This is a genomic window from Dehalococcoidia bacterium, assembly GCA_035574915.1.
GTDB lineage: Bacteria > Chloroflexota > Dehalococcoidia > DSTF01 > WHTK01 > DATLYJ01.
The window spans coordinates 39,345-61,450 of sequence record DATLYJ010000177.1; the positions used below are offsets into that span (position 1 = coordinate 39,345).

A 22,106-nucleotide genomic window follows, 5' to 3' on the forward strand; every position below is an offset into this window, starting at 1 on the left:
GCTACTCCCCTGTGAAGCGCGGCTCGCGCTTCTCGGCGAAGGCGCGCGCGCCCTCTCGGTGGTCGGAGCTCAGGCGGCCGTAGCGCTGGTAGAACGCCTCCTGGTCCAGCACGGCCTGCAAGGTGCCGCTCTCCGCCAGGTTCAGGTTCTCCTTCATGCGCGCCATGGCCGCGGTCGGGCCAGCAGCGAGGCCGGCACAGAAGGCCAGCGCCTCTTCCATGAGGCTGTCGTGCTCGTAGACCCGGTTGGCGATGCCGAGCTCGAGGGCCCTCTGAGCGTCGACGATCTCGGCCGTGAAGAACAGCTCGCGCGCCCGGCCGGAGCCGACAATGCGGGGCAGAAAGAAGCTGGCGCCGAAGTCGCCGCTGAGGCCGACGTTGCGGAAGGCGGTCCCGAAGCGGGCTCGGTCAGAGCAGAGGCGGACGTCGCAGGCAAGGGCGATGCTGAAGCCGGCGCCAGCAGCAACGCCGTTGACGATGGCCACCGTGGGCTTGGCCATGGTGTGCAGAGGTAGCGAAACGGCGTTCTGGAAGCCCCGCAGCTGCGCGGCGGAGCGGTCGACCATGCCCGCCGGCGACCCGGTGGAGCCAGCGCCGCGTGAGGCCATGGCCGCCATGCCCTTCACGTCGCCCCCGGAGCAGAACGCGCGGCCCGCGCCGGTGAGGGCGACGCAGCGGACCGCGCGGTCGCGCGCGCACTCCGCCAGGGCCTCGCCAAGCGCCTCGAACATCGTGTCGGTGAGGGCGTTGAGGCTGTCCGGGCGGTTCAGGGTGATGAGGGCGACGCCGTCGCTTCGCTTTTCGAAGAGCAACTCTTCCATGCGCTCCTCCGCCGGCATCCGGCCGCGAGTAGCTGTCGCCACGGGCGCGGCAGCCGCTGGCCCGAATGCTAATTGCAGCGAGGCACGAGGGGCAAGGAATCCAGGGAGCGTCGGGCGGCGTATTAAGGGATGAGGCGCTGTCAGCCCGGTGCGGGAGCGTGGGGCGAACAGAGCCTGGAGGGAAGAGACGGGGAGCGACTCTTCCCTCTTTTTCTTTGTCCGGGCTCCCCGGCGGGGCCGTGCGCGATCGGGATTCATCGACCGCCGGGAGAGGCCTGGTGGTGCCAGACGGGGCGACCGGGCGCCTGTGGCCGGTCAGCCCCGGCGCTGGAGCTCGTCAGGCAGCTATCGGTTCGCGCGAGGGCTCGCGACGGCGCAGCCGGCGTATGGCGGCGCGCAAGGGCGCCGGCCGCAGGGGCAACTCGAGGGCGTGGTGGCGCAGGCGCAGCGGTGGATGTGCAACGCCTTCCCACTCTCCATTCTCCAGGCGCGTGTAGCGCATGAAGACCACGTCGTGGTTTGCCTGACGGCCCGCGGGCCAGCCGGCGCGTTCCACGGCCGGTACCTTGAAACCGGCGGCAAATCCGGCAGGCAGGGCGCCGCCGCGATAGTGGAAGCGGACCGGCGGGACGCTTTCCGGATCGCTCGCGAGTGTGAAGCCGTCCGGGACGGGAGTCGTCGTAAGCGCGAAGCGGACGCTCGGCGGAAGCAGGTAGAGCGCGGCGTCGCGCAGTCGGGAGCCAACCCCCCGGCTGCGGTCGCCGAAGGCCGTGATCTGGAGCAGGATTGCGGTATCGCCGCGCATCGTCGCGGCCGTGTCCCAGGTACCGCCTCCCGTTATCGCATCGAAAGTCGGGTAGATGGCAAGCAGCCGCTGAGGGTCGCCGCCCGCCTCGACCAGGCCGGTCTGGAGCAGGCCCTCGACCGGGCCGAGCCCCGCCTCCTCGAAGAACCGGATCGTGTAGACGAAGCGCCCGGCGTTGCGCGCCATGCGCCTCATTTCCTCGAGGTCACGGGGCGCGAAGGGCCCCCACTCCGCGAGCAGTTCTTGCTGGATCGATTCGAGGGCGGCGTCGTCGTCCTTGAGGTCATCGAGGGTCGAGACCCGGTAGGGGTGCTCGTCGTCGAGGACGTCGGCGTAGACGCGGCCCTGATGGCGCATGACGTAAACGGTGCCCACGGCCACCGCGGCCGAGCCTGCGCCTACGAGCGCGGCCAGGCGCGGGTAGCCTCGGGCGCGTCGCACGTAGGTGAACGCGTCCCGCGAATGCTCAAGTAGGTGCAGCGCCTGGCCCTTCATCACATATGAATGATAGCCCTATAGGTATCGGCCGTAATGTGACAGCGATAACAGCCGGCATATCCGTCATATTTCTCGCTGCGCCGTTCGGCCGGCAGGCGGGCGCGGCTCAAGACTCGCGCCAGCGCATTCCCCAGATGCCGGCGGCAAGGGCCGTAGCGGTGATCGCGGCGAGCAAGCCCATCTCCGCGTAAAGGACGCCCGCGCCGGAGAGCACGCCATCGATTGCGGTCGCCGCGTGGGTGTAGGGCGAGAGCCTGGCCGGCCACTCCATCCAGTCCGGTAGCCGCGAGAGCGGGTAGTACAGCGGCGAAAACAGGACGACGAGGATGCCGATGGTGTTCGACAGCAGGTTCCCCATCTGGGCGCTCGGCGCCCAGGTACCGATTACAAGCGCCAGTCCCGTAAGCGAGAGAGCGCAGAGCACGAGCAACGGAGCGAGCCAGAGGCTTAACTCGATATCGATGCCGAACATGGGCGCGAACAGCAGGATGATGGCCGATGTGAGCAGCCCGCGCAGTAAGCCGGAGACGATGATCCCGGCCGCGTAAGAGGCTTTGTGCACGGGAGAGGTCACGATCAGCTTCAGATGCTGGTTGAAGCGTTCGTTGACAAGGGTCTGCGACAGCTCATTCACGATCGTCAGGCCCAGGCTGAAGACAAGCGAGCCGGTGATGAGCCTGCTGCCGACATCAACGCCTTCCGGCGAGAGGTTCTGGGCGAAGAAGAGGAAGGAGAGCGGGAAGAGAGTGAAGATCAGGAGATAGATGACCAACTCGCGCCGGATCACGAGAAAGTGGATCCAGGCCACCACCGCCGCATCGCTGATGAGCTTAGGCAACTTCCGCCTCCCCTAGCTCCGTACCGGTCAGCTCCAGGTAGAGGTCCTCCAGGCTCGCCCGCATCAGGGAGTACTCGGCGGCGCCCGCTCGTTCCAGTTGCTCGGCCACCTCCCGCTGGCTCTGGCCATACACCACCTGGCGCTGGCCGCGCTCGTCCTGGTAGACGCCCTTGAAGCGGTTACGGCAGCGCGCGCGCAGCTCGTCGACGCTGCCCAGAGCGAGGATGCGGCCGCTGCCGATCACGGCAACGCTGTCGCTCAATTCCTCGGCCTCGTCCATGTAGTGGGTCGTGATGAGGACGGTCGACCCCTGGTCGCGTATGTCGCGGATCAGGGACCAGACCTCGCGGCGGGAGTGGGGGTCGAGCCCGGTGGTGGGCTCGTCGAGGATGAGCACCTCGGGCTCGGCGACCATGGCCATGCCGACCAGGAGCTTGCGGCGCAGCCCGCCCGATAGATGGCGCGCCTGCTTGCCGTCATGCTGGCGAAGGTCGAGCGCGTCCAGCAGGGCCTCGGCGCGCACGTCTGCCTGGCGGCCGGAGAGACCCCGGAGCCGGCCGAAGAGACGGAGATGCTCGGAGGGGCGCATGTGCATGTATGGGAGGGCCTCCTGCGGCACGACGCCCATCAGCCTCTTGGCGCGCAACGGCTCCCGGAGCACGTCCACCCCCAGGAGCTCGATCTCGCCGCTGGTCGGCTTCAGTTCGGCGGTTATCTGGCGCACCAGCGTGGTCTTGCCGGCGCCGTTCGGCCCCAGGAGCGCGAACACGGCGCCGCGGGGGATCGTCAGCTCGATGCCGTCGTTCGCCAGCGCGCCGTTGCGATAGCGCTTCGTGACGCCGCCCAACACGATCGCTGGTGCGGCCGCTACCGCCGCGCCGGTAGCTTCGGGCAAGGCGACCGCCATCACAGTTCCGTGAGGCGGATGCCGCCGTTGACCGTCCGGAGACGCACCTTGTAGAGGGGCCCACTCTCCCCGCCCGGCGGCGTCTCGCGGACGGGCAGGTCCGAGTGCACGCCGCCGTGGACGGACTGAGCGTCTATCTCGAAGCGGCTGTCCGCCGTCACGGCCATGCGGATGCCGCCGTTCGTAGCCTGAAGCTCGACGTCCCCGTTGACTTTGCCGCTGAATCGGACGGGGCCGTTGGTGCTGGTGGCCTTCACCCCGGCCAGAGGGTCCTGGACCTCGACGGCGCCATTGCGGGTGCTCACGTCGACATCGCCCCCGGGGCGCTCCACGGACACCGCGCCGTTGGTCGTGCTTACCGTCACGCCACCGGCGCAGCGCGTCACCGACGTGCGCCCGTTGTTGTTCTCCACCGTCACGTCCGCGGCCACGTCTTCGAGGGTCACGCGGCCGTTGCGGTTCTCGACGCGGACGGGGCGGCGCGTGCCCCTCACTCGCACCGGCCCGTTGCGGGAAGTAACCTGCACCTCCGTATCCGCCGGCACCCGAATGTCGTAGTCGACCTTCGGGCCGCGGCCGAAGAAGAAGATGCCGAATTCCGGCCGGCGCAACTCCGGGGTAAAGACCTCGACCCTGTCGCCTTCAACCGTGATTGCTTCCTGGAGGCGGCGCAGGAGCTCGTCTGCCTCGGCCTCGGAGGCCGCGTAGATGTCCGCCGTGACCTCGATGGTCACGCCCGGCTCCTCGTGGCTGGCGATGTCCACGCGGCCGTTCCGGTTCTCGACGCGCAGGCGCGCCTGATGGCCAGTATCCACCTGGCGCCGGAAAGAGCGCCGGTATAAGTCCATGCCTTCTACTCCCAGCTCCCAGTCCTGATGCTCGGCGTCCCGGTCCGCGCGCGGGCGGAGGCGGACACGTACGGGAGGAATCCTGCCGATGCCGAAGAAGCCCATGGCTATCGCTCGTCCTGCCAGCCCAGATGTCTGGAGCGCGGGCCGATGTAGATACGCGGCGCGCCGGACCAGCCGAAGACCGAGAGGCCGGTGAACACCGTCAGGGCGATGAACCATCCTTGCTCGGCGGCCACAGCCCCGGTGACCAAGAGGAGGCTGATGATGAAGGCCGCGACCCTAATCGCGAACACCGGCCGCCTCCAGCGCCATCTGCCCGGGTGTAAGGTTCAGGGCCTCGGGGTCGAGGCGCAGGCCGGCGCCCACCAGGGCTGCCGCAAGGCGGCGCCGGAGGCCTGGCGCCTTCGGTCCCGAGGTGTGTTCGCCCAGAAACCGCAGTAGCTCCGCCTCCCGGGGCGTTAGCGGCGAAAGGGCTTCCATCGCCCTGTATTCGATGGACCAGAAGTCGAACATGACAGCTCCTTCCGGGCGCTAGTCGCGCCCCACGAATCCGCGCAGGCCGCGGTTGCGGCGCTCCTCGCGTCTTGATTCGCGCCGCTGGTCCCGGATCTCATCCCGCACCTGCCGGGAGATGGTCCGCGCCAGCTCGCGCACGTACCACGTGTTTACGGACATGCCTCGCAGATTGGCCGCCTGCGCGATCAGCTCCTTGAGCTCGGCCGGCAGGCGGATGGTGACCTTCTCGATGTCGCCCTCGGCGGAAAAGAGGCGCTCCGTCTCAGGACCGGCCTCGGCTTCGCTGGCGCCTTCCACCACCAGGTAGAGCTTCCCGCCCTGGTACTCGAGGCGGACGCTTGCTCCCACGCCGGCCTCGCTCACCGTGGTGGCGACATCCGAAAGGATGTCGAAGATGGCGCGCTCGAGGTGGATCCGCGCCGCCTCCACGTAGCGCTGCATGTCGGCCCGCCGCTCGGGACTATCGATGAGGGCGAGCGGCCGCTCGAGCGCCTGGAAGACGGCGCTGAGGTCTATCTCTCGTTGCTGGCGTTGTGCTTGTGTCATGCCAGCATGGTGCCAGCATCGTTGATGGCATGTCAAGGGCCTGCAAACGAAAATTCTTCAGGATTTCTCGCAGTCGCTCGGGCGGCGCCTACTCCGCCAGCTGCGCCTTCGCGGAGAGGCGAGCCTCGACATAGGGCAGGGCGCTGACCAGCAGCAAGAGGCCGAAGCCGGCCAGCGTCACCCAGTAGGCCGCCGTGTGGCCGGCTGCGACCGTCGCGGAGGCGTTGGGCCAGTCGTTGGCCGCGAAGTACACCGCCAGGAAGCACGCCCACACGGTGACCCGCGAGACGGTGGGGGCACTCCTGCTGAGGGCGACCGCGACGGCGACGAACACCACTACCCAGTCCTGGGGGTGCGAGTGGGGCACGACGAGCAGGGTGCTGAGGATGGCCGCGGCCATACCCAGCTCGAGGTCGCCTTTCAGCAGGGCGTGCGCGAACACGGCCAGCGTCAGGCCCGCTGCCGCCAGCGAAAGGGCCGGCTGCGGCGAGCCCGTGATCGCCCGCATGAAGCCCGACCAGCTGAGGATTGCGCTGCTGTAGGTCTGGTCGGAGAGGTCGCCGCCGCCTCGGTCGAGCGTTATGTCGATGTAGTCGCGGAAGCCGTCGACGCCGACGAGCCCGAAGGGCAGGACGAGGACGACAAGGGCGGCGGCCGCGGACCAGAGGAGCGCCCGCGGATGGCGCCTCGCCGCGACCAGGGGCGGCAGGGCCAGCCACTGGGGCTTCATCCCGCCCAGGACCGCGAGCACCGCTCCTGCCCGCCAGGCGCCCGAGCGCCACAGGAGGTAGCTCCCCGCGAGCACCAGGGCCAGGAGCAGCGACGACTGCGCATGCTGAAACACGAAATACAGGGGTGTGTAGCTGAGCAGCGCCAGTATGAGTAGCGTCCTCTCCAGCTGACGCCAGCGCAGAAGGCTGCCCATGATCACTGCCAGGACGGCCGTCGCGGCAATGTTCAGGCCGAGCACGATCAGGTAGGCGGTGTGGAGGTCCACCAAGGACAGGGGCGCCAGGACGAGCGCGAAGGCCGGCGGATTGTAGAAGCGGCTCCATTTGCCGTCGCCGGCGTAGACGTCGCCGGGCTGCCAGCCCTGCGTCTCGAAGACCCTGGGGATGAAGTAGTCGGGGTCGTACAGTCGCGAGCGCTCTTCCGAGACGATGACGTCTCCCGCCGTGTAGAAGACGGTGATGTCGCCGGCCTCCGGGAACTTCGGCGGCCCCTTCGCCTCGTAGGCGGTCGAGATGATCTCCTCGTATGTCTGCATGAGGTCCAGGGCCTTGTAAGCCATGTAAACGGCCAGCAGCACCGCGGCCGCCAGGAGCACGACGCGGCCCGCGGCAGCGAGCAGCTCACGGCTGCCAGCCAGACCAGAGCGGGCGGCTTCCGGGACAGCTTCCCTTGGACCCTGCCTCGAGCCTAAGCGAGCCAATGGCCCTCCTCAGGGCGACCGTGATTGACGGCGCCCTCGCTTCAGACTCTAGGGAAGGCGCCTGGTCGCGGCAATTCCGCGGCCTTGCGGGCCTCGGGTGGCGCCCCGCCGTCACCGTCGAAGGCGGGGCCGGCCTGCCGGCGCGAGAGGACGACGAGCGCCGCGAGGACGGCCGCGAGCAGCGATAGCGCCGCCAGGCGAATGGGCGGCACGAGGGAGAGATGGCCGCCCAACCACGGCGGCAGCGGGTAAAGGTCGACCACGTCCTCTACGACGATCCCCGGCACCCACTCCGGGTGATAGAAGACGGAGTTCACGTCGAAGAGGTAGTGGTCGCCCGGGTAGTTGAGGGCGATGTAGCAGGCTACCAGGACGGCGGCCGCGCCAGCGCGCAGGCTTCGAGGTCCGGGCAGGACTTTCTCCGGCGCCAGGAAGGCGGCGAGAAAGAGCGGCAGCAGCCAGACGACGTAGAACTCCCAGGTCACGCTGCTGGCGAGCAGGGAGACGGCGACCACCAGGTAGTACTCGAGGACGTAGGTCTGCGCCCCCGGCGCGCTCTGCTCCCGGGGCCGCCGTTGCCGGCCGGCAACGGCGGCGGTCAAGCCGAGGAGCGCGAGCATGGTCACGGCGCCGAGCAGGCGCGCGCCGCTACGTGAAGGCACCTCCTCCAGGGTCAGGAGCGGGCCGAGCGCGCCGCCAAAGTCATCGCCGGCGAAGAGTCGGTTGTAGACCCCGCTGATGGAGATGTTTGCGTAATGGGTGCTGCCCTTCATCAGCGCAGGTACCGTCTCGGTGATGTAGGTCCAGTACGTGTCGACGCCGGCGAGAGGGAGGCTCACGAGGAACAGCGCGGCCCCGATCGCCAGTCCCCAGACGGCGAACCTGTACTCGCGCTTCCACAGGAAGTAGGCGAGGAGCAGGACGGGTATGAGCTTGATCGCCGTCCCCAGGGCGATCGCCCCGCCGGCGACCGCGGGCCGGCCGCGGCTGTAACCCCAGAGGCCAAGGGCCAGCAGGAAGGCGATCGAGGCGTCGACCTGGCCGAGGGCGAAGGAACCGTAGACCTGGCTGTAAAAGGCGACGATGACGGCGGCGCCCGCGATGGCCCAGCGCATCGGGACCGTGGGGCGCACGGTCACCAGGGTCAGGGCGGCCGCCCCGAGGAGGAGGGTGTTGTTCGCAAGGAGGTAGAGGCGCGTCGCTTCGCGCCAGTCGAGCACGGTGATCGGCAGGAGGAGCAGCGCCGATACGGGCGGCTGTATGTAAGAGGTGAAGAGGGTCTGGTAGATGAAGGGCTCCGGGCCTCCCAGGTCCGGCGGCGACTTCAGCTCGCGCGCGCGCTCCAGGAGGGCCTCTTCGCCGTAGGGGTTCTGGCCCTCGCGCATGGTGTGCGCGGCCGTGAAGTTGATCGAGAGGTCGACGTGCAGGGCGCTGACGCTGCTGAAGAAGGCGCCGTTCATGTAAATGAAGGCCGCCGCGAGGGTGATAGCGGCTGGCGCAAGCCAGTCGAGTCGCAGGAGGCCGGAGACAGCGCGCAGGGAGGCGGCGGTGGCGCTCATCCGGGGAAAGTCACCATTGCACCCAGAAGTGTACAGCCGCGGACACGCGGGACTGGCCTCGCGTCAGCGCCGCGGCAGGGGCGGCACGGGGATGACGCAGGGCGGGTCGAACGGCTCCGCGCCGCCGCCCGCGAGCGCCTTGACGAGCTCGACGCTGTCATCGCTGGGGCCGTTCCTGAAGACGTACATGTCCGCCGCGAGGGCGAGTTCGAAGCGTTTCTTGTTGCGGGCGAGCTGGAGCTCGACCTGGTCGTCTGCGGGCGGGCGCGGCCGCGGCAGGGGCGTGACCTCGGCGTTGAGGTCGACGCTGAAGCCGCAGACCCGGGTGGTGCCGCGGAACTGCCAGATGGCCGGCCGGCGCCAGCCGCCATAGGGCCGGAAGCTGTCCGCCGATGGCGGCGCCTCGATGGAGCCGGTGTATTCGGCGTGCCAGAGGGGCAGGTGGCCGAAGGCCGTGGAGTCGCCGGTGGCGGGAGGCCACCACCAGCGGCCGGTGTAGATCCCCAGGGGCGTCTCGCCGCCAGCGCGGGCCGCGGCCTCGATGCGGGCGACCACCTCGGCCGGGGAGAGGCCGGCAGCGGCGTCCTCGCAGTCCAGCCAGACGCGGGAGACGGGCAGGTCGTCGAGGGCCTCGAGGGCGCGGCCGACCTCGGCGGCGGTGTCCCGCGACCAGTAGAGGTAGACGTAGGCCTGCACCTCGAAGCCGGCCTCGACCGCCGCAGCGACCTGCTGCCGCGTGATCGAGGCGGCCTGCGTGCCCGCGATGAGGAAGTCGAAGCCGGCGGCGCGGAGGCAGCGCGCGGACTCTGCGGTCAGGGGCCCGCTGTAATTGCTGCAATCGACGCCAAGCCTCATCCGTCCCTCCCCCGGCTGCTCTTGTCTCGTTCGGCAAGGAGTACCCGCGGGCCCGCCCTCTGGAGACGCCCTCAGGCGGCTCCAGGGCAGCGCGCGCATTCGACGGGAGGAGCCTAAGGAGAGAAGGCGACATCTCCTAGCGGCTCGTGTCAGCCCCGGCGGCCGTTGGAGATGTCGCCAGGCGTTCCTTGGGGTCGGCTCTAGTCCGTCACGGCTGAGCTTCGGCCGGGTCGTTGACGGACGCGTACGCCCGCTAGGCATCGAATCTAGAATAGAAGCACGCCGACGCCGCTTAACGGTAGGGCACCATCGATAATCTCAACCGCTGAGTCGGTCGGTGCCGCCTCTCGAACTCGATGGCCAATGGATGCCGCCCATCGGGAGCTCGTGGTCGTCGACATTACCTGCCACATGAGTTCAGATCCAGCAGCCAAAGTCGTTGTCCCCTCCCCAATAGTTGTCCCCCTGTCGCCGGCGGCTTTTCATCGCTGGGCCACTCAGTTCCTGGAAGCAGCCCGCGTGCTTCCGCCGACGCCCGACTTCTCGCCAGTGCCGCTCCTCCTCCTGAGTCGCGCAATAGAGTTGGAACTCAAAGCACGTCACCTAATCACTAAGAATCAAAATGCAGTAAAGAAGGAGTTCGGGCACGACCTCGTCAAGTCCTACAACGCCCTTCCACGTGAACAGCAGATCTTACGGACTGAGGAAATGGATGTTCTTACCAAGTGCAGCAAGTCGTACAACGTGCCAAATAAGTACTTCGACTTCTGGAGCCCCGCCGCGGCCTTGAGAGGCTTCTCCATGTTTCCGAATCAAGCTGAGCTCCTTCGCATTACCGAAAAGTTAGTCGCATTCGGCTCTTCCATGCCCGACCTTTCGGTTTGAGATCCGACCCGACGACGAACACGCAGGAATGTCAATGACAGGCTGTGGGCGGCACGTGGTACGCTGTCACTGGCGTCAAACTCGCTGACGACCTGTAGCGCGACGTCGAGAGCGAATCTAGAATATAGACGCGCCGACGTGGCTCAGTGGTAGAGCAGCCGATTCGTAATCGGCAGGTCGTGAGTTCGAATCTCACCGTCGGCTCCATCATGCACGGCCGGGCCCCGCCTCGCGGGGCCCCTTCCATTTCCGCGGCCAGTTGCGGGCGGATGAGGCCTGTTTGGCTGATGGGGCGCAGCGGGCGCGGCGGCGCTACGCCCCGAATCCCACGGTGGGGTTATGGCGCGCTGACGGGCCTGCGCGGCAGGCGTGGTGTCGCGGGCGCAGCGGTGCTGCGCCCCTACGCACCCGGTGGGGTTATGCCGCGCAGACGGGGCCTAAGCGGCAGGCGAGGTGTCGCGGGCGCAGCCGTGCTGCGCCCCTACGCCCCTGGTGGGTTATGGCGCGCTCGGAGCCAGCCGCGCGGACGCGGGGCGCGGGGTCAGCGGGCGGTCCAGCCCCCGTCGACGACGAGCGCGCAGCCGGTGACGAAGGACGCCTCGTCCGAGGCGAGGAAGAGGAAGGCGTTCGCGATCTCCTCCGGCCTGCCGGCGCGCCCTAAAGGCGTCTGGGACTCGATGCGGCGGCGCCCGGCCTCGTTCTCCATGATGCCGCGCGTCATCTCCGTCTCGATCCAGCCGGGGCAGACGCAGTTGACGCGCACCCCCCGCGGCCCCAGCAGCAGCGCGAACTCGCGCGTGAGGCCGATGACGCCGTGCTTGGCCGCGACGTACGGCCCCGTGCCCCCCAACCCCACGAGGCCGGCGATCGAGGCCGTGTTCACGATGGCGCCGCCTCCGGCCGCTGCCATGGCCTCGCCGGCGATGCGGCAACCGTAGTACACGCCGCTGAGGTTCACCGCGATCGTGCGGTCCCAGTCGAAGCCGCCGCCGACGCCGGCGTTGTTCACCATGATGTCGAGGCGGCCGAAGGCCTCGACAGCCTCCCTTACGGTCGCCGCGACCTCGCCTTCATCCGACACGTCGAGCAGCCGGTAAGTGGCCTGGCCGCCGCCTTTGCCGATCGCCTCGGCGACCTCGGCGGCATTGCCAACGTCGATGTCGGCGACCAGCACGCGACAGCCCTCGCGGGCGAAGGCCTCGCAGATCGCGCGGCCGATGCCGCGGCCGCCTCCCGTGACGATCGCTGACTTGCCGGACAGTCGCATTCCTTTCCCCCTTCTCCCAGGACGCGTCCGCGGGATCATAGCGCAAGCCCTACGCCCGGCCTCCTCGCGCCGGCAGGGAGCGCGCGGCTTCGTCCTTGTAGCGGTAGGACGGCGGCCTTAACCTTCGTGTACCGGAGGAGGGGCCGAGTGGTACTGGACGGATTGCGCTGCGAGCTCTGCGGTCAGATGAACCCGCCCGACGCGCGGTTCTGCAATTCCTGCGGCTCCAGCCTCGAGGCGAAGTGCCCGGACTGCGGGCGCCTGAACCCGCCCGGCAGCGCCTTCTGCAACAACTGCGGCCGCCGCCTGCGGCCCGCGCCCGCGCAGGCCGCGATCGAGACGCCGCGGCACCTGGCCGAGCGCATCCTCCGCGACCGCGCCGGCCTCGAGGGCGAGCGGCGCAACGTGACCGTCCTCTTCATCGACGCCGCTGACTCCACGGCCACGGGCTCCCGGGTGGACATGGAGGTGCTGCACGCTGTCGTGCGCGAGTGCACGCAACGCATGGCCGACGCCGTGCACCGCTATGAGGGCACCGTGACGCAGTTCCGCGGGGACGGCATCATGGCCATCTTCGGCGCGCCCATCGCGCACGAGGACAGCGCCCGGCGCGCCGTAGCCGCGGCCCTGGCGATGCGCGACTCGCTGGTGGCATTCAGCACCGAGCTGCAGGCCGCCGGCAGGCCCCACTTCCGCTACCGCATCGGCCTGAACTCGGGGCCCGTGGTCGTGGGCCGGATCGGCGACGACCTTTCGATGGACTACACGGCCATCGGCGACACGGTGAACCTGGCGGCGCGCATGGAGGCCGCGGCCCGGAACGACTCCATCTACATCACGGACGCGGTGTACCGGCAGGTGCGCGAGTACTTCGAGTTCAGGCCCCTGGGCCAGCTCGAAGTGAAAGGCAAGGCCGAACCGGTCGAGGCCTACGAGGTGCTGCGGGCGCTGCCCGTGCGCGACCGCCTGGAAGCGATCGCGGCGCGCGGGCTGAGCCCCTTCGTCGGGCGTGAGCGGGAGCTTGCGGCGCTGCGCGGCTACTTCGAACAGGCGCGCCGCGGGCAAGGCCACGTGGTCTTCATCTCGGGCGAGGCGGGCATGGGCAAGTCGCGCCTTCTACTCGAGTTCCGCCGCTCGCTGGGCGAAGACGGCGCTACCTGGGTGGAGGCGCACTGTAACGCCTACGCCCGCAACACGCCCTACGTCGCGATCACGGAGGTGCTGAAGAGCGCGTTCGCCCTGGACGAGGCCGACACCGAGGACGTGGTGGTAGGGCGCGTCCAGGCCGCGGTGGCCGAGTGGGACGAGGCGGCGCAGCCCACGGCCGCCTATCTGCGCTTCCTCCTGAACGTCGACCCGGGCGACGCGGCGCTGGCGTCGATGGACGCCGGGGCGCGCCGCGCCGGAGTGCTGGACAGCCTGCGGGCCCTCCTCCTGCAGCTGTCGCGGCGGCGTCCCGTCGTGCTGGTCGTGGAGGACTTGCACTGGATCGACGCCCAGTCACAGGACGCGCTCGCCGGACTGATCGACGTCAGCGCTTCGGCGCCGGTGCTGATGCTCCTCACCTTCCGGCCGGGCTACAGCCAGCCCTTCGGCGACCGCAGCTACTTCAGCCGGATCGCCCTGAGCAACCTCGGCGCGGAGGAATCGGCGCTCATCTCGGAGTCGTTGATCGAGGGCGCCGCATTGCCGGAGGAGGTCCGGCGGCTGATCTTCAGCAAGGCGGAGGGCAACCCCTTCTACGTCGAAGAGGTCACGAAGTCGCTGGTCGAATCGGGCGCGCTCAGGCGGAGCAACGGCACGCTGGCGCCAGCCCGGCCCCTGAGCCAGATCCAGATCCCGGACACCATTCAGGGCGTCATCCTCAGCCGCATCGACCGCCTCGACCGCCGCGCGCGGGAGGCGATCCAGCTTGCCTCGGTAATCGGGCGCGAGTTCACGGTGCGGCTGCTGCAGCGCATCTCGGACGTCGAAGCACAGCTCGAGGGGCTGCTCGGGGAGCTCAAGGGCCTGGAGCTGATCTACGAGAAGGCCTTCTTCCCCGAGCTCTCCTACATGTTCAAGCACGCCCTCACGCACGACGTCGCCTATTCGACCCTCCTCGTGGAGCGGCGGCGCGCGCTGCACAGGGTCGTCGCGCAGGCGATCGAGGACCTCTACTCGGAGCGCCTGGCCGAGCACTACGAGATGCTTGCGCACCACTTCTACGAGGCGCAGGACTGGGACAAGGCGCTCGACTACCTGACGAAGGCCGCCCGCAAGGCGCTCGACACCTATGCCCACGCGGAGGCGACATCCTTCCTCGAACGCGCGATGGAGGCGGTCGAGCGCGCATCGACGCCGGAGCGGGACCAGGTGCGCGCTGACCTGCAGGCCTACCGGGGCCGGGCGCTGATCCAGGCCGCGGCGTGGCCCCGCGCGCGACCCGACCTCGAGTCGGCGCTGGCGGCACTCTCGCCCGAGCGCCTGGAGCGCAGACTCGAAGTCCTCGGGGACCTGGCGATGGCCTGCTGGTGGAGCCGCGACACTCCCGCGATGCGCCGCTACGCCGGCGACCTGCGCGCGCTGGCGAGCGAGATGGGCCGCGAAGACCTGGTCACCGTCGCGGACGCCTGGCTCGCGGCCGCGCTCAGCGCCGAGGGTGACCCGCTGCGCAGCCTCAGTGAACTGACGGCAATCGCGGAGCGGGCGCGGAAACTGCGGGTCACGATGCCGCCCGGCCCGGGGTCATTCGTCCCGCTGTGGAACTACTGGACGGGGCGTCTGGACGAGGCGGTGCGCGTGGGGCGCGAGGCGGTCGAGCGCGCGCGGCGGGAGAATCATGTCCTCATGCTCATGGAGGCCTTGCCTCACTTCGCGGTGTCGCTGGCGGCGCACGGCGACTACGCCGAGGCCCTGGAGGTGTACCGGGAGGCGCGCCAGGTAGGCGAGCGCTACGGGGCCAAGGCGCCGCTCTCGCGCGCGATCGCCATGGAGGCGGGCATGCACCTGGACCTCCTCGACTTCGAGGGCGCCGCGACGCTCCAGCAGGAGGCGCGCGAGGTCGCGGCCGCGGCAGGCTTCCCGCCGGCGGCTGTCAGCGCCGGGATCGACCTGCTCCTGAACCTTGCGCGCCAGGGCCGGCCCGCGGAAGCGGAGGCGATCGAGCCGGAGATCGCGGCCGCGGTTGAGCGAGAGGCCGGTTGGCACGGCTGGCTCTGGCGTCTGCGGCTCGCCCAGGCGCGGGCCGAGTTGGCGCTGGTCCGCGGCGACTGGCAGCAAGCGGTCCGGCAGGCGGACGAAGCCATCGAGCGTAGCCTGGCGACCGGGCGCGTGAAGTATCAGGTGGCGGCGCTGGGCGTGCGCGGCGCCGCTCGTTCGGCGCTGGGCAACCGCGAAGACGCCGTAACCGACCTCCGGCGGGCCATAGACCTGGCCCGCGGGACGCGCGACCCGGCCATGCTTCTGCGCGCCATGCTTGCGCTCCTGGTTGTCCAGCAGGACGAGGCGGCCCTGACCGAGGCGCGAGAGGTGGCGGACCGCATTGCCGCGGCGCTCCCGGGCGGCCTGCAGGGGCGGTTCATCGCGGCAGCGCCCCTGCGCCTGATCCGCCGGTCTACATGAGCTCAGGCTCGAAGCGGCCGATGCCCGCCATCCCGGACAGGGCGCCAGCGCGCAGCTCGACGGCCTGGAAGGCGTCCGGCGCGGCGAGCTCGCCGGCGTAGCGAATGCCGAAGGCGCTCGCGGGACGGAACCCGAAACGGCCGTAGTACGCCGGGTTGCCCAGGAGGAACACAGCTCCATAGCCGAGCGCCCGGCAGCGCTCGAGGCCTTCCCGCGCGAGCGCCGACCCGATGCCGCGGCCCTGCCAGGCGGGGAGCACGGCCAGCGGCGCCAGCGCCGCCTCGGCACGCATCTCCCCGCCAGCCTCGATGGTGAAAGGGCTGAACATCACGTGGCCCACGACCTCGTCGCCGATGACGGCGACGAGCGAGAGGAAGGACTTGCCGTGGTCCCGCAGCGCGTCGACGATGCTCGCCTCGTCCGGCCTCCCGAACGCGAGCTCGTTGACGTTCCGGATGGCGCCAGCATCGGCGTCCGTTTCTTCGCGGATGGTGACAGGTGCCGAGACCACGCCGCCACGGTAACGGCGCCCGCCCTCTCGCTCCAGGCCTTCGCGGAGAAAGCGGAACTGGCGTAAGGCCACCGACCGGCACCCCGGCGGGACCGGTTCAGGCCGGAAAGGACTAAAGGCCCGCGACATGGCCCGGATGTAGTCCTCATCTCATCCCCTCCGCCTCTGCTAGAATCGGGCAACTCGGCTGAAAAGCCAGGGAGGTGCCATGACCGAGGCTTCGCGAGACGGCGCTATGCCGCCGGCAGCGCCACAGGCCCTCGACGGCCTGCGCGTGCTCGACCTGACGCAGTACATCGCCGGGCCCTTCTGTACCAAGCTCATGGCAGACTTCGGCGCCGAAGTGATCAAGGTCGAACCTCCCGGCATCGGCGATGTCAGCCGCGGCTACGGCCCTTTCAGGGGTGACCTGCCGGACCGTGAGGCGAGCGGCCTTTACCTGTACTGCAACACGAACAAGAAGAGCATCACGCTCGACATCGAGACCGAGGCCGGCCTGGAGATAGCCCGCCGCCTCGCCTCACAGGTCGACGTCGTCGTCGAGAGCTACCCGCCCGGGCGCATGGCCGAACTCGGGCTGGGGTACGAGCACCTTTCCCTCCTTAACCCGAAGCTCGTCCTCCTCTCGATTTCGATGTTCGGGCAGGACGGCCCCTGGCGCGACTGGAAAGCGGACGAGGTCAACCTGCACGCCATCAGCGGCCTGATGTCGATTACGGGCGAGCCGGACCGGGAGCCATTGAAGAACGGCGGCCACCAGGCGCTGTACAACACCGGCATCAATGCCTTCACCGCCGTCACTATGGCGGTCTACGCCCAGCAGACCATGGGCGTGGGCCAGCACGTCGATGTCTCCGCCTACGAAACCATGTCGTTCCTCCTCGAGCCGCCCCGGGTGTTGCAGGCCTCTCAGCAGGGCACCTTCACCGAGCGCGTGGGTAATCGCACCACGCTTCTGCCCGCGGCCGATGGTCACGTGAACGTGATCCGCGGCGGCTCCGGCGTCTTCGTCGAGGTGCTGGCTAAGGTGACGGGAAACGACTCCTTCCTGGTCCCCCACCTGCGCAACGCGCCCCTAGTCGGGCCTGGCGCCGCTGAGGCGAACGAGGAGATCGAAGCATTGCTCATGCCCTGGACCATCGAGCATGGCAAGGAGGAGTTCTACCACGCCGGCCAGGCGGGAGGTCAGAACTTCGGCTACGTCGCTTCGCCGGCGGACATGCTGAACTCGCCCCAACTCCGTGCCCGCGGCTACTACGTCGAAGTTGACCACCCCGTTGCCGGCCGGCTCACCTACCCGGGAGCTCCGTTCAAGATGAGCGAAACGCCCTGGCGCGCCGGCCGCGCCCCGCTCCTGGGCGAACACAATGAAGAGGTCTACTGCGGGCTGCTGGGGTACTCCCGCGCAGAGCTTGTCGACCTCAGCCGCGCCGGCGTCATCTAGGAGGAGACATGGCTGGTCTGCTCGAAGGCATCCGCGTGATCGACCTCAGCACGATCTGGGCCGCCCCTCTAGGCACCCGCTGGCTGGCCGACATGGGCGCCGAGGTCATCAAGGTCCAGGAAGTGCCCAGGCTGACGCCCGCGATAATCCAGCGCCTCCGACGCCTGCAGGAGCAGCGGCAGCAGGAGACCGCGGCGGCAGCTGCCGGCGGCGGCGCCGCCACGGCCGCGCCGCCCCGTCCCGCCGGCCTCAACCCGAACCAGAATCCCGTGATGGCCGAGAAAGGCCTCACCGGATATGTGCTCCAGGCCGAGGGCAACAAGAAAGCCGTCAGCCTCGACTTCGAGAAGCCCCGCGGCCGCGAGCTGCTCGTCCGCCTCATCGAGATGTCCGACATCGTCGTCGACAACCATCGCCCCATCGTCCTCGAGCGCATCGGTCTCGACTTCGAGGGCCTGACGCGCATCAAGCCCGGCATCATCCTCCTAAAGGTCGCCGCCATGGGGCAGACCGGGCCGGAGCGCAACTATTCCGGCTTCGGCGCGACCATCGACGGCCTTGGCGGCCTCGCTTTCCATACCGGCTACCACGACGTGCCCGACCAGCCCGTGCGCAGCGGGATCAACTACGCGGACCCCATCGCCGGCATGTACGTCGGCAGCGCCCTCATGATGGCGCTCCTCCACCGCCGGCGTACCGGCCGCGGCCAGGAGATCGACGTCAGCCTCCGCGAGACGCTGCCCATCGCCGAGATGTTCATGGAGTACTCCATGAACGGCCGCTTCTTCCCCCGCATCGGCAACCGCGAGATGGGGCGCGCGCCCCACGGGGTCTACCGCTGCCAGGGCGCCGACCGCTGGATCGCCATCGCCGTCAACTCCGACGCCGAGTGGCGGTCCCTCTGCGCCGCAATGGGCGATCCGGAGTGGGCGCACGCGCCCGAATTCGCCGACATGCACAGCCGCTGGCGCAACCACGACGCCCTCGACGCGCGCCTGAACGCCTGGACCTCTACCCAGGACGACCTTGCCCTCGCCGAGCGCCTGCAGGCGGCCGGCGTCGCGGCCACGCCGGTGCTAACGCCGCCTGAAGCCGTGCGTTCTCCCCACCACCAGGCTCGCGGCTGGTGGCACATCATGCACCAGGAGCACATGGGGGCCTACCACTACTACGGCCCCGGCTGGCGCCTGTCCGCCACCCCCGCCCGGATCCACTCGCCGCCGCCCTACCACGCCCAGCACAACCGCGAGGTCCTGCAGGGCATGCTCGGACTGAGCGACGCCGAGTACGACCAGTTGCTCGCTGACCAGATCACCAGCGAGTCCGCCCTGCCGGTGCTGCCGCCGGGCGACAACCCCTGAGGGCCGGGCAACCCGACTTCCCTGACCTGGGACTCAACCCGCGGGCCGAAGGTCGCCGCGCAGGTAGTGCCAGGCGCGGTACAGGCCGGCAAGGCTGAAGCCATCGAAGATCGCCGACTCCTGCGCCTGTGCCAGCGCTTCCCCCAGGGGCATGCGCCGCACCTCGAGCTGCTCGGTCTCATCGGGCGCCGCCCGGACTGCCGAGAGGTCCTGTGCCAGGTAGAGGAAGCCGACCTGGTCCGTGACGCTGTTCGAGATCTCGATGTGACCGAGCGCCGTCCACGACCCCGCCGACAGGCCAGCCTCCTCGCGCAGCTCCCGCTGCGCCGCCGCGAGCGGCTCTTCGCCCGCATCGGCGTATCCCGTCACGATCTCCCAGGAGTAGCTATCGGTCGGATACCGGTACTGGCCGACCAGATAGACGGCGCCATCGTCGCCGAGGGCGACAACGCCCACCGCCGGCTCGAACTCCACCACCCCGTAGATGCCCGGCCTGCCGTCGGGCCGCAGCACGCTGTCCTCTCGCACCCGGATCCAGGGGTTGCGGTAGACCTCGCGCGTGTCCAGGACCCGCCAGGGGCCACGAGTCTGGCCGGGCGCCGCCGCCCTCGGTTTCGGGGGACGCTGGGGTACGGGGGCCTCCACGCCGCCATCATAGGCGGCGGCGATCGCCGGAGAAAACGCAAGGCCCGGGGGGAGCGGACCCGGGCCCTGCCGCTTCATCCTTCCGAAGAAGGACTAAGCGCCTTGTGAGCGCCCCGAGGGGCGGTCGCGGCTCTCGCCGCTTCGTCATACTAGCACCGGCGGCCCCATTTTGAACATAAGCGACGCCGGTCTGGAGAACGCAGACTAGTACCGGCCTCGCGCCTTGTCAACTACGTCCGGCCTCTGGCAGTTGCCCTCTGCCAGCATGAGCCAGAGGGCCGCCGCCTGCCGAAGCCCTGGCCCATCCTGCCTCGTGGCCCGCAGCTCTGCCCTCCGCCTCCCAAGGCCAATGCCTGACGCGCGGCGCCGGCCCCGATACCATGCGGGCGGGAGGTGCTCACTTGGAAGTATTCCTCGCACCGGAGAACTGGATCGCCCTGCTGACGCTGACCGTGCTCGAGATCGTCCTCGGCATCGACAACGTCGTCTTCATCTCCATCCTCGCCGGCAAGCTGCCGCGGGCGCAGCAGGGGCGGGCGCGCACGGTCGGCCTCAGCCTGGCGATGGGCATGCGCATCCTCCTCCTGCTCTCGATCGCCTGGATCATCCGGCTCACCGAGCCCATCTTCGCCGTATTCGAAGAGGGGTTCTCCGGCCGCGACCTCATCCTCCTGGCCGGCGGGCTGTTCCTGCTGGCGAAGAGCACCTTCGAGATCCACGAGCGCCTCGAGGGCCACGAAGGCAAGGTCAGCGCCCGGGTTGCCCCCTCGTTCACCGCCGTGATCGTGCAGATACTGTTGCTGGACATCGTCTTCTCGCTCGACTCCGTGATCACGGCCGTCGGCACCATCGACCACGTCGAGATCATGATCGCGGCCGTGGTGGTCGCGGTGCTGGTCATGCTCGTGTCGTCCGGGCCGATCAGCGCCTTCGTCGAGCGCCACCCGACGGTGAAGATCCTGGCCCTGAGCTTCCTGCTGCTCATCGGCATGTCGCTGGTGGCCGAGGGCCTGGACCAGCACATCCCCAAGGGCTACATCTACTTCGCCATGGCCTTCTCGGTGTTCGTGGAGGCCATCAACCTCCGCATCCGCGCCAGGGAGGGCGTCGAGCCCGTGCACCTGCGCTCGGGCGTGGTGCCGGAGGCCGGGTAGGCAGACAACCCTCCGCCGGGGCGTCGCCAACGCCGCCCGCGCCCCGGCGCCCTAGTCCGCCGGCGCGACCCAGACGGCGACCGGAACGTCGGAAGATGGCCAGGCGTTCGTCCCCATCCTGACCTTCTGGCCGACCGCCACCTGCCCGCCGGGGGTCAGGAACTGCGTTCCGGGCGCGATGTAGGCCTGAGCAAAACCGGGGATCAACGAGCGCTCAAAGAGCGGTCCATCGCCGCGAATTACTATGAGGTGGGGTTCCAGACTGGTAATGATCCCCTCTATCTGCTCCTTGGCGGGCCAGACGACGGTCATCAGGTCAAGGCTAGCCCGAAGCTCGTAGGTCATCTCATTGTTCACCAGTATTCGCGCCTCGTAGCCCGGGATTGTTTGCGCACTGCAGAGCGCTCCCGGCGGATGGACGCCAAGACAGGCGTCAGGCCAGACGACGGCGTCAAGGCGGGTAACCTCTACGGGCACGCTACCGATAACGAAGATAGACGCGAACCGGCGGGCCAGGCGCTCGCTGAGCACGGACGCATCCGCGGTGGGCGGAGGGCTGTCCGAGGCCGGGCTTCGCTCGCGACAGGCACTGCCCGCCAGGGCGGCCGCCCCGACAGCGAGAAGCAGGACCCAGCCCCCACGACACCCGCTCAAGGCCGGATGCCCCTCACGTGGAGGATTCCCGGGAGACCGCAGACTTTCGGCTTGCGGCGTGTGTACAAGTCTGTCGACCGCCATCCAGTTGACAGCCCTCTGCCCGTAAATCTGCTGTCAGTCTTTAACAGCTCGAACATCCGCGCCGAGCAGCAGCCGCGGTGCAGCGCCGCCCACAGCATCGCCAGCGCATCGTCGTGCGGCGGCAGGCCGAGCGGTACCAGGATGACCTCCTTCACCTGGTCCCAGCGCCGCCGCATCTGCGACTCCGAGTAGCCGAGCAGTTCGGCGCCGGCCCGCGTGCCGCCCCCCGCAAGCCGCGCTGCCATGATGCAGGGATGCGCTTCCGCAAGCCCGTGCACGTGGGCCTGCGCAAGCAGACCAATCAGGCCGCCGCTTCGCTGCTCTTCGACTCCGCCTGACAGGCTCAGGACGACCTCCTTGTCGGCACCGCGGCGCGCAGGGCTGGGGTAACGCGTGCGGCGGCCTCTCGCCCCCGAATCGTATCGCCAAGCAATCACAGACCTCTGACAAATACTACTCAACGCGGTTTCCGTGCGCCGAATGGGCTGCGGGAGCCGCGTGCGCGCTGGCCCAGGCAGGCGGCGGAAGCCGTGAGGCCGGCAGCCGGGAGCAGCAGTGCGCCGAAGCGCGTCAGGCAAACGGGTCCGCAATCGTCAGGCCGTCGATCCGCTGGCCGCACGGCGTCATTGCGAGCCCGATAGGGCGAAGCAAGCTCTGGAGGCGCCATCGCGCAGCGGGCCCGACTTCAGCCATTTGTCCATCCGTTCGCTATCCGCACGCGACTCTCCTTCGATTGGATGGTGTCGCCTCCGGCCGCATCAGGCATACTTGAGAAAGCGAGACTGGGGTTTGGAGGCCCGAGATGACGACTAACACCAACGGCAGCCGCGAGACCGGCACCTTCACCGCCAAGGCCGGCCTGGCCAGGATG

Annotated in this window: 21 protein-coding genes and 1 tRNA gene; 6 read left to right on the forward strand and 16 right to left on the reverse strand. The window is 69.1% G+C overall.

The features are described 5' to 3' along the window. Nucleotide 1 precedes the first annotated feature (1 nt). The 11 genes from VNN10_15895 to VNN10_15945 form a co-directional block, all read right to left on the reverse strand. Entirely contained in the window at nt 2-820 is an 819-nt protein-coding gene (locus tag VNN10_15895) for an enoyl-CoA hydratase (protein HXH23501.1), read from the reverse strand. A gap of 337 nt (nt 821-1,157) precedes the next feature. Next, complete coding sequence (locus VNN10_15900; protein HXH23502.1) at nt 1,158-2,120, reverse strand: hypothetical protein; 963 nt, start codon at nt 2,118-2,120, stop codon at nt 1,158-1,160. A 109-nt stretch (nt 2,121-2,229) separates the two neighbouring features. After that, nucleotides 2,230-2,961, reverse strand: a complete 732-nt coding sequence (locus VNN10_15905) for an ABC transporter permease (GenBank protein ID HXH23503.1) — start codon at nt 2,959-2,961, stop codon at nt 2,230-2,232. Further along, complete coding sequence (locus tag VNN10_15910) at nt 2,954-3,856, reverse strand: ABC transporter ATP-binding protein (GenBank protein HXH23504.1); 903 nt, start codon at nt 3,854-3,856, stop codon at nt 2,954-2,956. The genes VNN10_15905 and VNN10_15910 overlap by 8 nt, the downstream gene beginning before the upstream one ends. An 11-nt stretch (nt 3,857-3,867) precedes the next feature. Next, on the reverse strand, nt 3,868-4,716 hold the full coding sequence (locus VNN10_15915) for a DUF4097 family beta strand repeat-containing protein (GenBank protein HXH23505.1): 849 nt from the start codon (nt 4,714-4,716) through the stop codon (nt 3,868-3,870). 107 nt (nt 4,717-4,823) lie between these two features. Next, complete coding sequence (locus VNN10_15920; protein HXH23506.1) at nt 4,824-5,012, reverse strand: hypothetical protein; 189 nt, start codon at nt 5,010-5,012, stop codon at nt 4,824-4,826. Further along, nucleotides 4,999-5,232, reverse strand: a complete 234-nt coding sequence (locus tag VNN10_15925) for a hypothetical protein (GenBank protein ID HXH23507.1) — start codon at nt 5,230-5,232, stop codon at nt 4,999-5,001. Before VNN10_15925 ends, VNN10_15920 begins: the two co-directional genes overlap by 14 nt. A gap of 18 nt (nt 5,233-5,250) precedes the next feature. Continuing rightward, on the reverse strand, nt 5,251-5,781 hold the full coding sequence (locus VNN10_15930) for a toxin-antitoxin system HicB family antitoxin (GenBank protein ID HXH23508.1): 531 nt from the start codon (nt 5,779-5,781) through the stop codon (nt 5,251-5,253). 88 nt (nt 5,782-5,869) lie between these two features. After that, on the reverse strand, nt 5,870-7,213 hold the full coding sequence (locus tag VNN10_15935) for a glycosyltransferase family 87 protein (protein ID HXH23509.1): 1,344 nt from the start codon (nt 7,211-7,213) through the stop codon (nt 5,870-5,872). A 41-nt stretch (nt 7,214-7,254) separates the two neighbouring features. Then, on the reverse strand, nt 7,255-8,772 hold the full coding sequence (locus VNN10_15940) for a glycosyltransferase family 87 protein (protein HXH23510.1): 1,518 nt from the start codon (nt 8,770-8,772) through the stop codon (nt 7,255-7,257). Nucleotides 8,773-8,835: 63 nt separating this feature from the next. Beyond that, nucleotides 8,836-9,627, reverse strand: a complete 792-nt coding sequence (locus VNN10_15945; protein HXH23511.1) for a GH25 family lysozyme — start codon at nt 9,625-9,627, stop codon at nt 8,836-8,838. A gap of 387 nt (nt 9,628-10,014) precedes the next feature. Between VNN10_15945 and VNN10_15950 the strand changes: the two genes are divergently transcribed. Together VNN10_15950 and VNN10_15955 are read left to right on the forward strand one after the other, a co-directional pair. Then, a complete protein-coding gene (locus VNN10_15950) occupies nt 10,015-10,512 on the forward strand; it encodes a hypothetical protein (GenBank protein ID HXH23512.1) in 498 nt (165 codons plus the stop codon). Between the two features lie 132 nt (nt 10,513-10,644). Beyond that, a tRNA-Thr gene (locus VNN10_15955) sits at nt 10,645-10,719 on the forward strand. Between the two features lie 334 nt (nt 10,720-11,053). Here VNN10_15955 and VNN10_15960 read toward each other — a convergent pair. After that, nucleotides 11,054-11,779, reverse strand: a complete 726-nt coding sequence (locus tag VNN10_15960; protein ID HXH23513.1) for an SDR family NAD(P)-dependent oxidoreductase — start codon at nt 11,777-11,779, stop codon at nt 11,054-11,056. 147 nt (nt 11,780-11,926) lie between these two features. On the opposite strand from VNN10_15960, the gene VNN10_15965 reads away from it, so the two are divergent. Continuing rightward, nucleotides 11,927-15,382, forward strand: a complete 3,456-nt coding sequence (locus tag VNN10_15965) for an AAA family ATPase (protein HXH23514.1) — start codon at nt 11,927-11,929, stop codon at nt 15,380-15,382. Here the strand turns inward: VNN10_15965 and VNN10_15970 are convergent. Beyond that, nucleotides 15,375-15,965, reverse strand: a complete 591-nt coding sequence (locus VNN10_15970) for an N-acetyltransferase (protein HXH23515.1) — start codon at nt 15,963-15,965, stop codon at nt 15,375-15,377. The genes VNN10_15965 and VNN10_15970 overlap by 8 nt on opposite strands. 136 nt (nt 15,966-16,101) lie before the next feature. On the opposite strand from VNN10_15970, the gene VNN10_15975 reads away from it, so the two are divergent. Together VNN10_15975 and VNN10_15980 are read left to right on the forward strand one after the other, a co-directional pair. After that, the gene (locus VNN10_15975) at nt 16,102-17,337 is read left to right on the forward strand and encodes a CoA transferase (protein HXH23516.1); all 1,236 of its coding nucleotides are present in this window, start codon (nt 16,102-16,104) and stop codon (nt 17,335-17,337) included. An 8-nt stretch (nt 17,338-17,345) separates the two neighbouring features. Further along, on the forward strand, nt 17,346-18,698 hold the full coding sequence (locus VNN10_15980) for a CoA transferase (protein ID HXH23517.1): 1,353 nt from the start codon (nt 17,346-17,348) through the stop codon (nt 18,696-18,698). Nucleotides 18,699-18,731: 33 nt separating this feature from the next. On the opposite strand, the gene VNN10_15985 is transcribed toward VNN10_15980, so the two are convergent. Continuing rightward, nucleotides 18,732-19,343: an NUDIX hydrolase gene (locus VNN10_15985; protein ID HXH23518.1), complete on the reverse strand. Its 612-nt coding sequence runs from the start codon at nt 19,341-19,343 to the stop codon at nt 18,732-18,734. A gap of 401 nt (nt 19,344-19,744) precedes the next feature. Here VNN10_15985 and VNN10_15990 point away from each other — a divergent pair, with 401 nt between their 5' ends. Next, complete coding sequence (locus VNN10_15990; GenBank protein HXH23519.1) at nt 19,745-20,497, forward strand: TerC family protein; 753 nt, start codon at nt 19,745-19,747, stop codon at nt 20,495-20,497. Between the two features lie 51 nt (nt 20,498-20,548). Here the strand turns inward: VNN10_15990 and VNN10_15995 are convergent, their stop codons facing one another. Together VNN10_15995 and VNN10_16000 are read right to left on the reverse strand one after the other, a co-directional pair. Next, nucleotides 20,549-21,028, reverse strand: a complete 480-nt coding sequence (locus tag VNN10_15995; GenBank protein ID HXH23520.1) for a hypothetical protein — start codon at nt 21,026-21,028, stop codon at nt 20,549-20,551. Nucleotides 21,029-21,147: 119 nt separating this feature from the next. Beyond that, nucleotides 21,148-21,672 carry a hypothetical protein gene (locus tag VNN10_16000; protein HXH23521.1) on the reverse strand — a complete coding sequence of 175 codons (525 nt, stop codon included), beginning with the start codon at nt 21,670-21,672 and terminating at the stop codon, nt 21,148-21,150. Between the last annotated feature and the right edge of the window lie 434 nt (nt 21,673-22,106).

Excerpts from the sequence above, each read along its gene's own strand:
- VNN10_15895 (HXH23501.1), bottom strand. The coding sequence starts at position 820 with ATGGAAGAGTTGCTCTTCGAAAAGCGAAGCGACGGCGTCGCCCTCATC.
- VNN10_15900 (HXH23502.1), bottom strand. The coding sequence starts at position 2,120 with ATGAAGGGCCAGGCGCTGCACCTACTTGAGCATTCGCGGGACGCGTTC.
- VNN10_15915 (HXH23505.1), bottom strand. The coding sequence starts at position 4,716 with ATGGACTTATACCGGCGCTCTTTCCGGCGCCAGGTGGATACTGGCCAT.
- VNN10_15925 (HXH23507.1), bottom strand. The coding sequence starts at position 5,232 with ATGTTCGACTTCTGGTCCATCGAATACAGGGCGATGGAAGCCCTTTCG.
- VNN10_15930 (HXH23508.1), bottom strand. The coding sequence starts at position 5,781 with ATGACACAAGCACAACGCCAGCAACGAGAGATAGACCTCAGCGCCGTC.
- VNN10_15940 (HXH23510.1), bottom strand. The coding sequence starts at position 8,772 with ATGAGCGCCACCGCCGCCTCCCTGCGCGCTGTCTCCGGCCTCCTGCGA.
- VNN10_15945 (HXH23511.1), bottom strand. The coding sequence starts at position 9,627 with ATGAGGCTTGGCGTCGATTGCAGCAATTACAGCGGGCCCCTGACCGCA.
- VNN10_15960 (HXH23513.1), bottom strand. The coding sequence starts at position 11,779 with ATGCGACTGTCCGGCAAGTCAGCGATCGTCACGGGAGGCGGCCGCGGC.
- VNN10_15975 (HXH23516.1), top strand. The coding sequence starts at position 16,102 with ATGACCGAGGCTTCGCGAGACGGCGCTATGCCGCCGGCAGCGCCACAG.
- VNN10_15980 (HXH23517.1), top strand. The coding sequence starts at position 17,346 with ATGGCTGGTCTGCTCGAAGGCATCCGCGTGATCGACCTCAGCACGATC.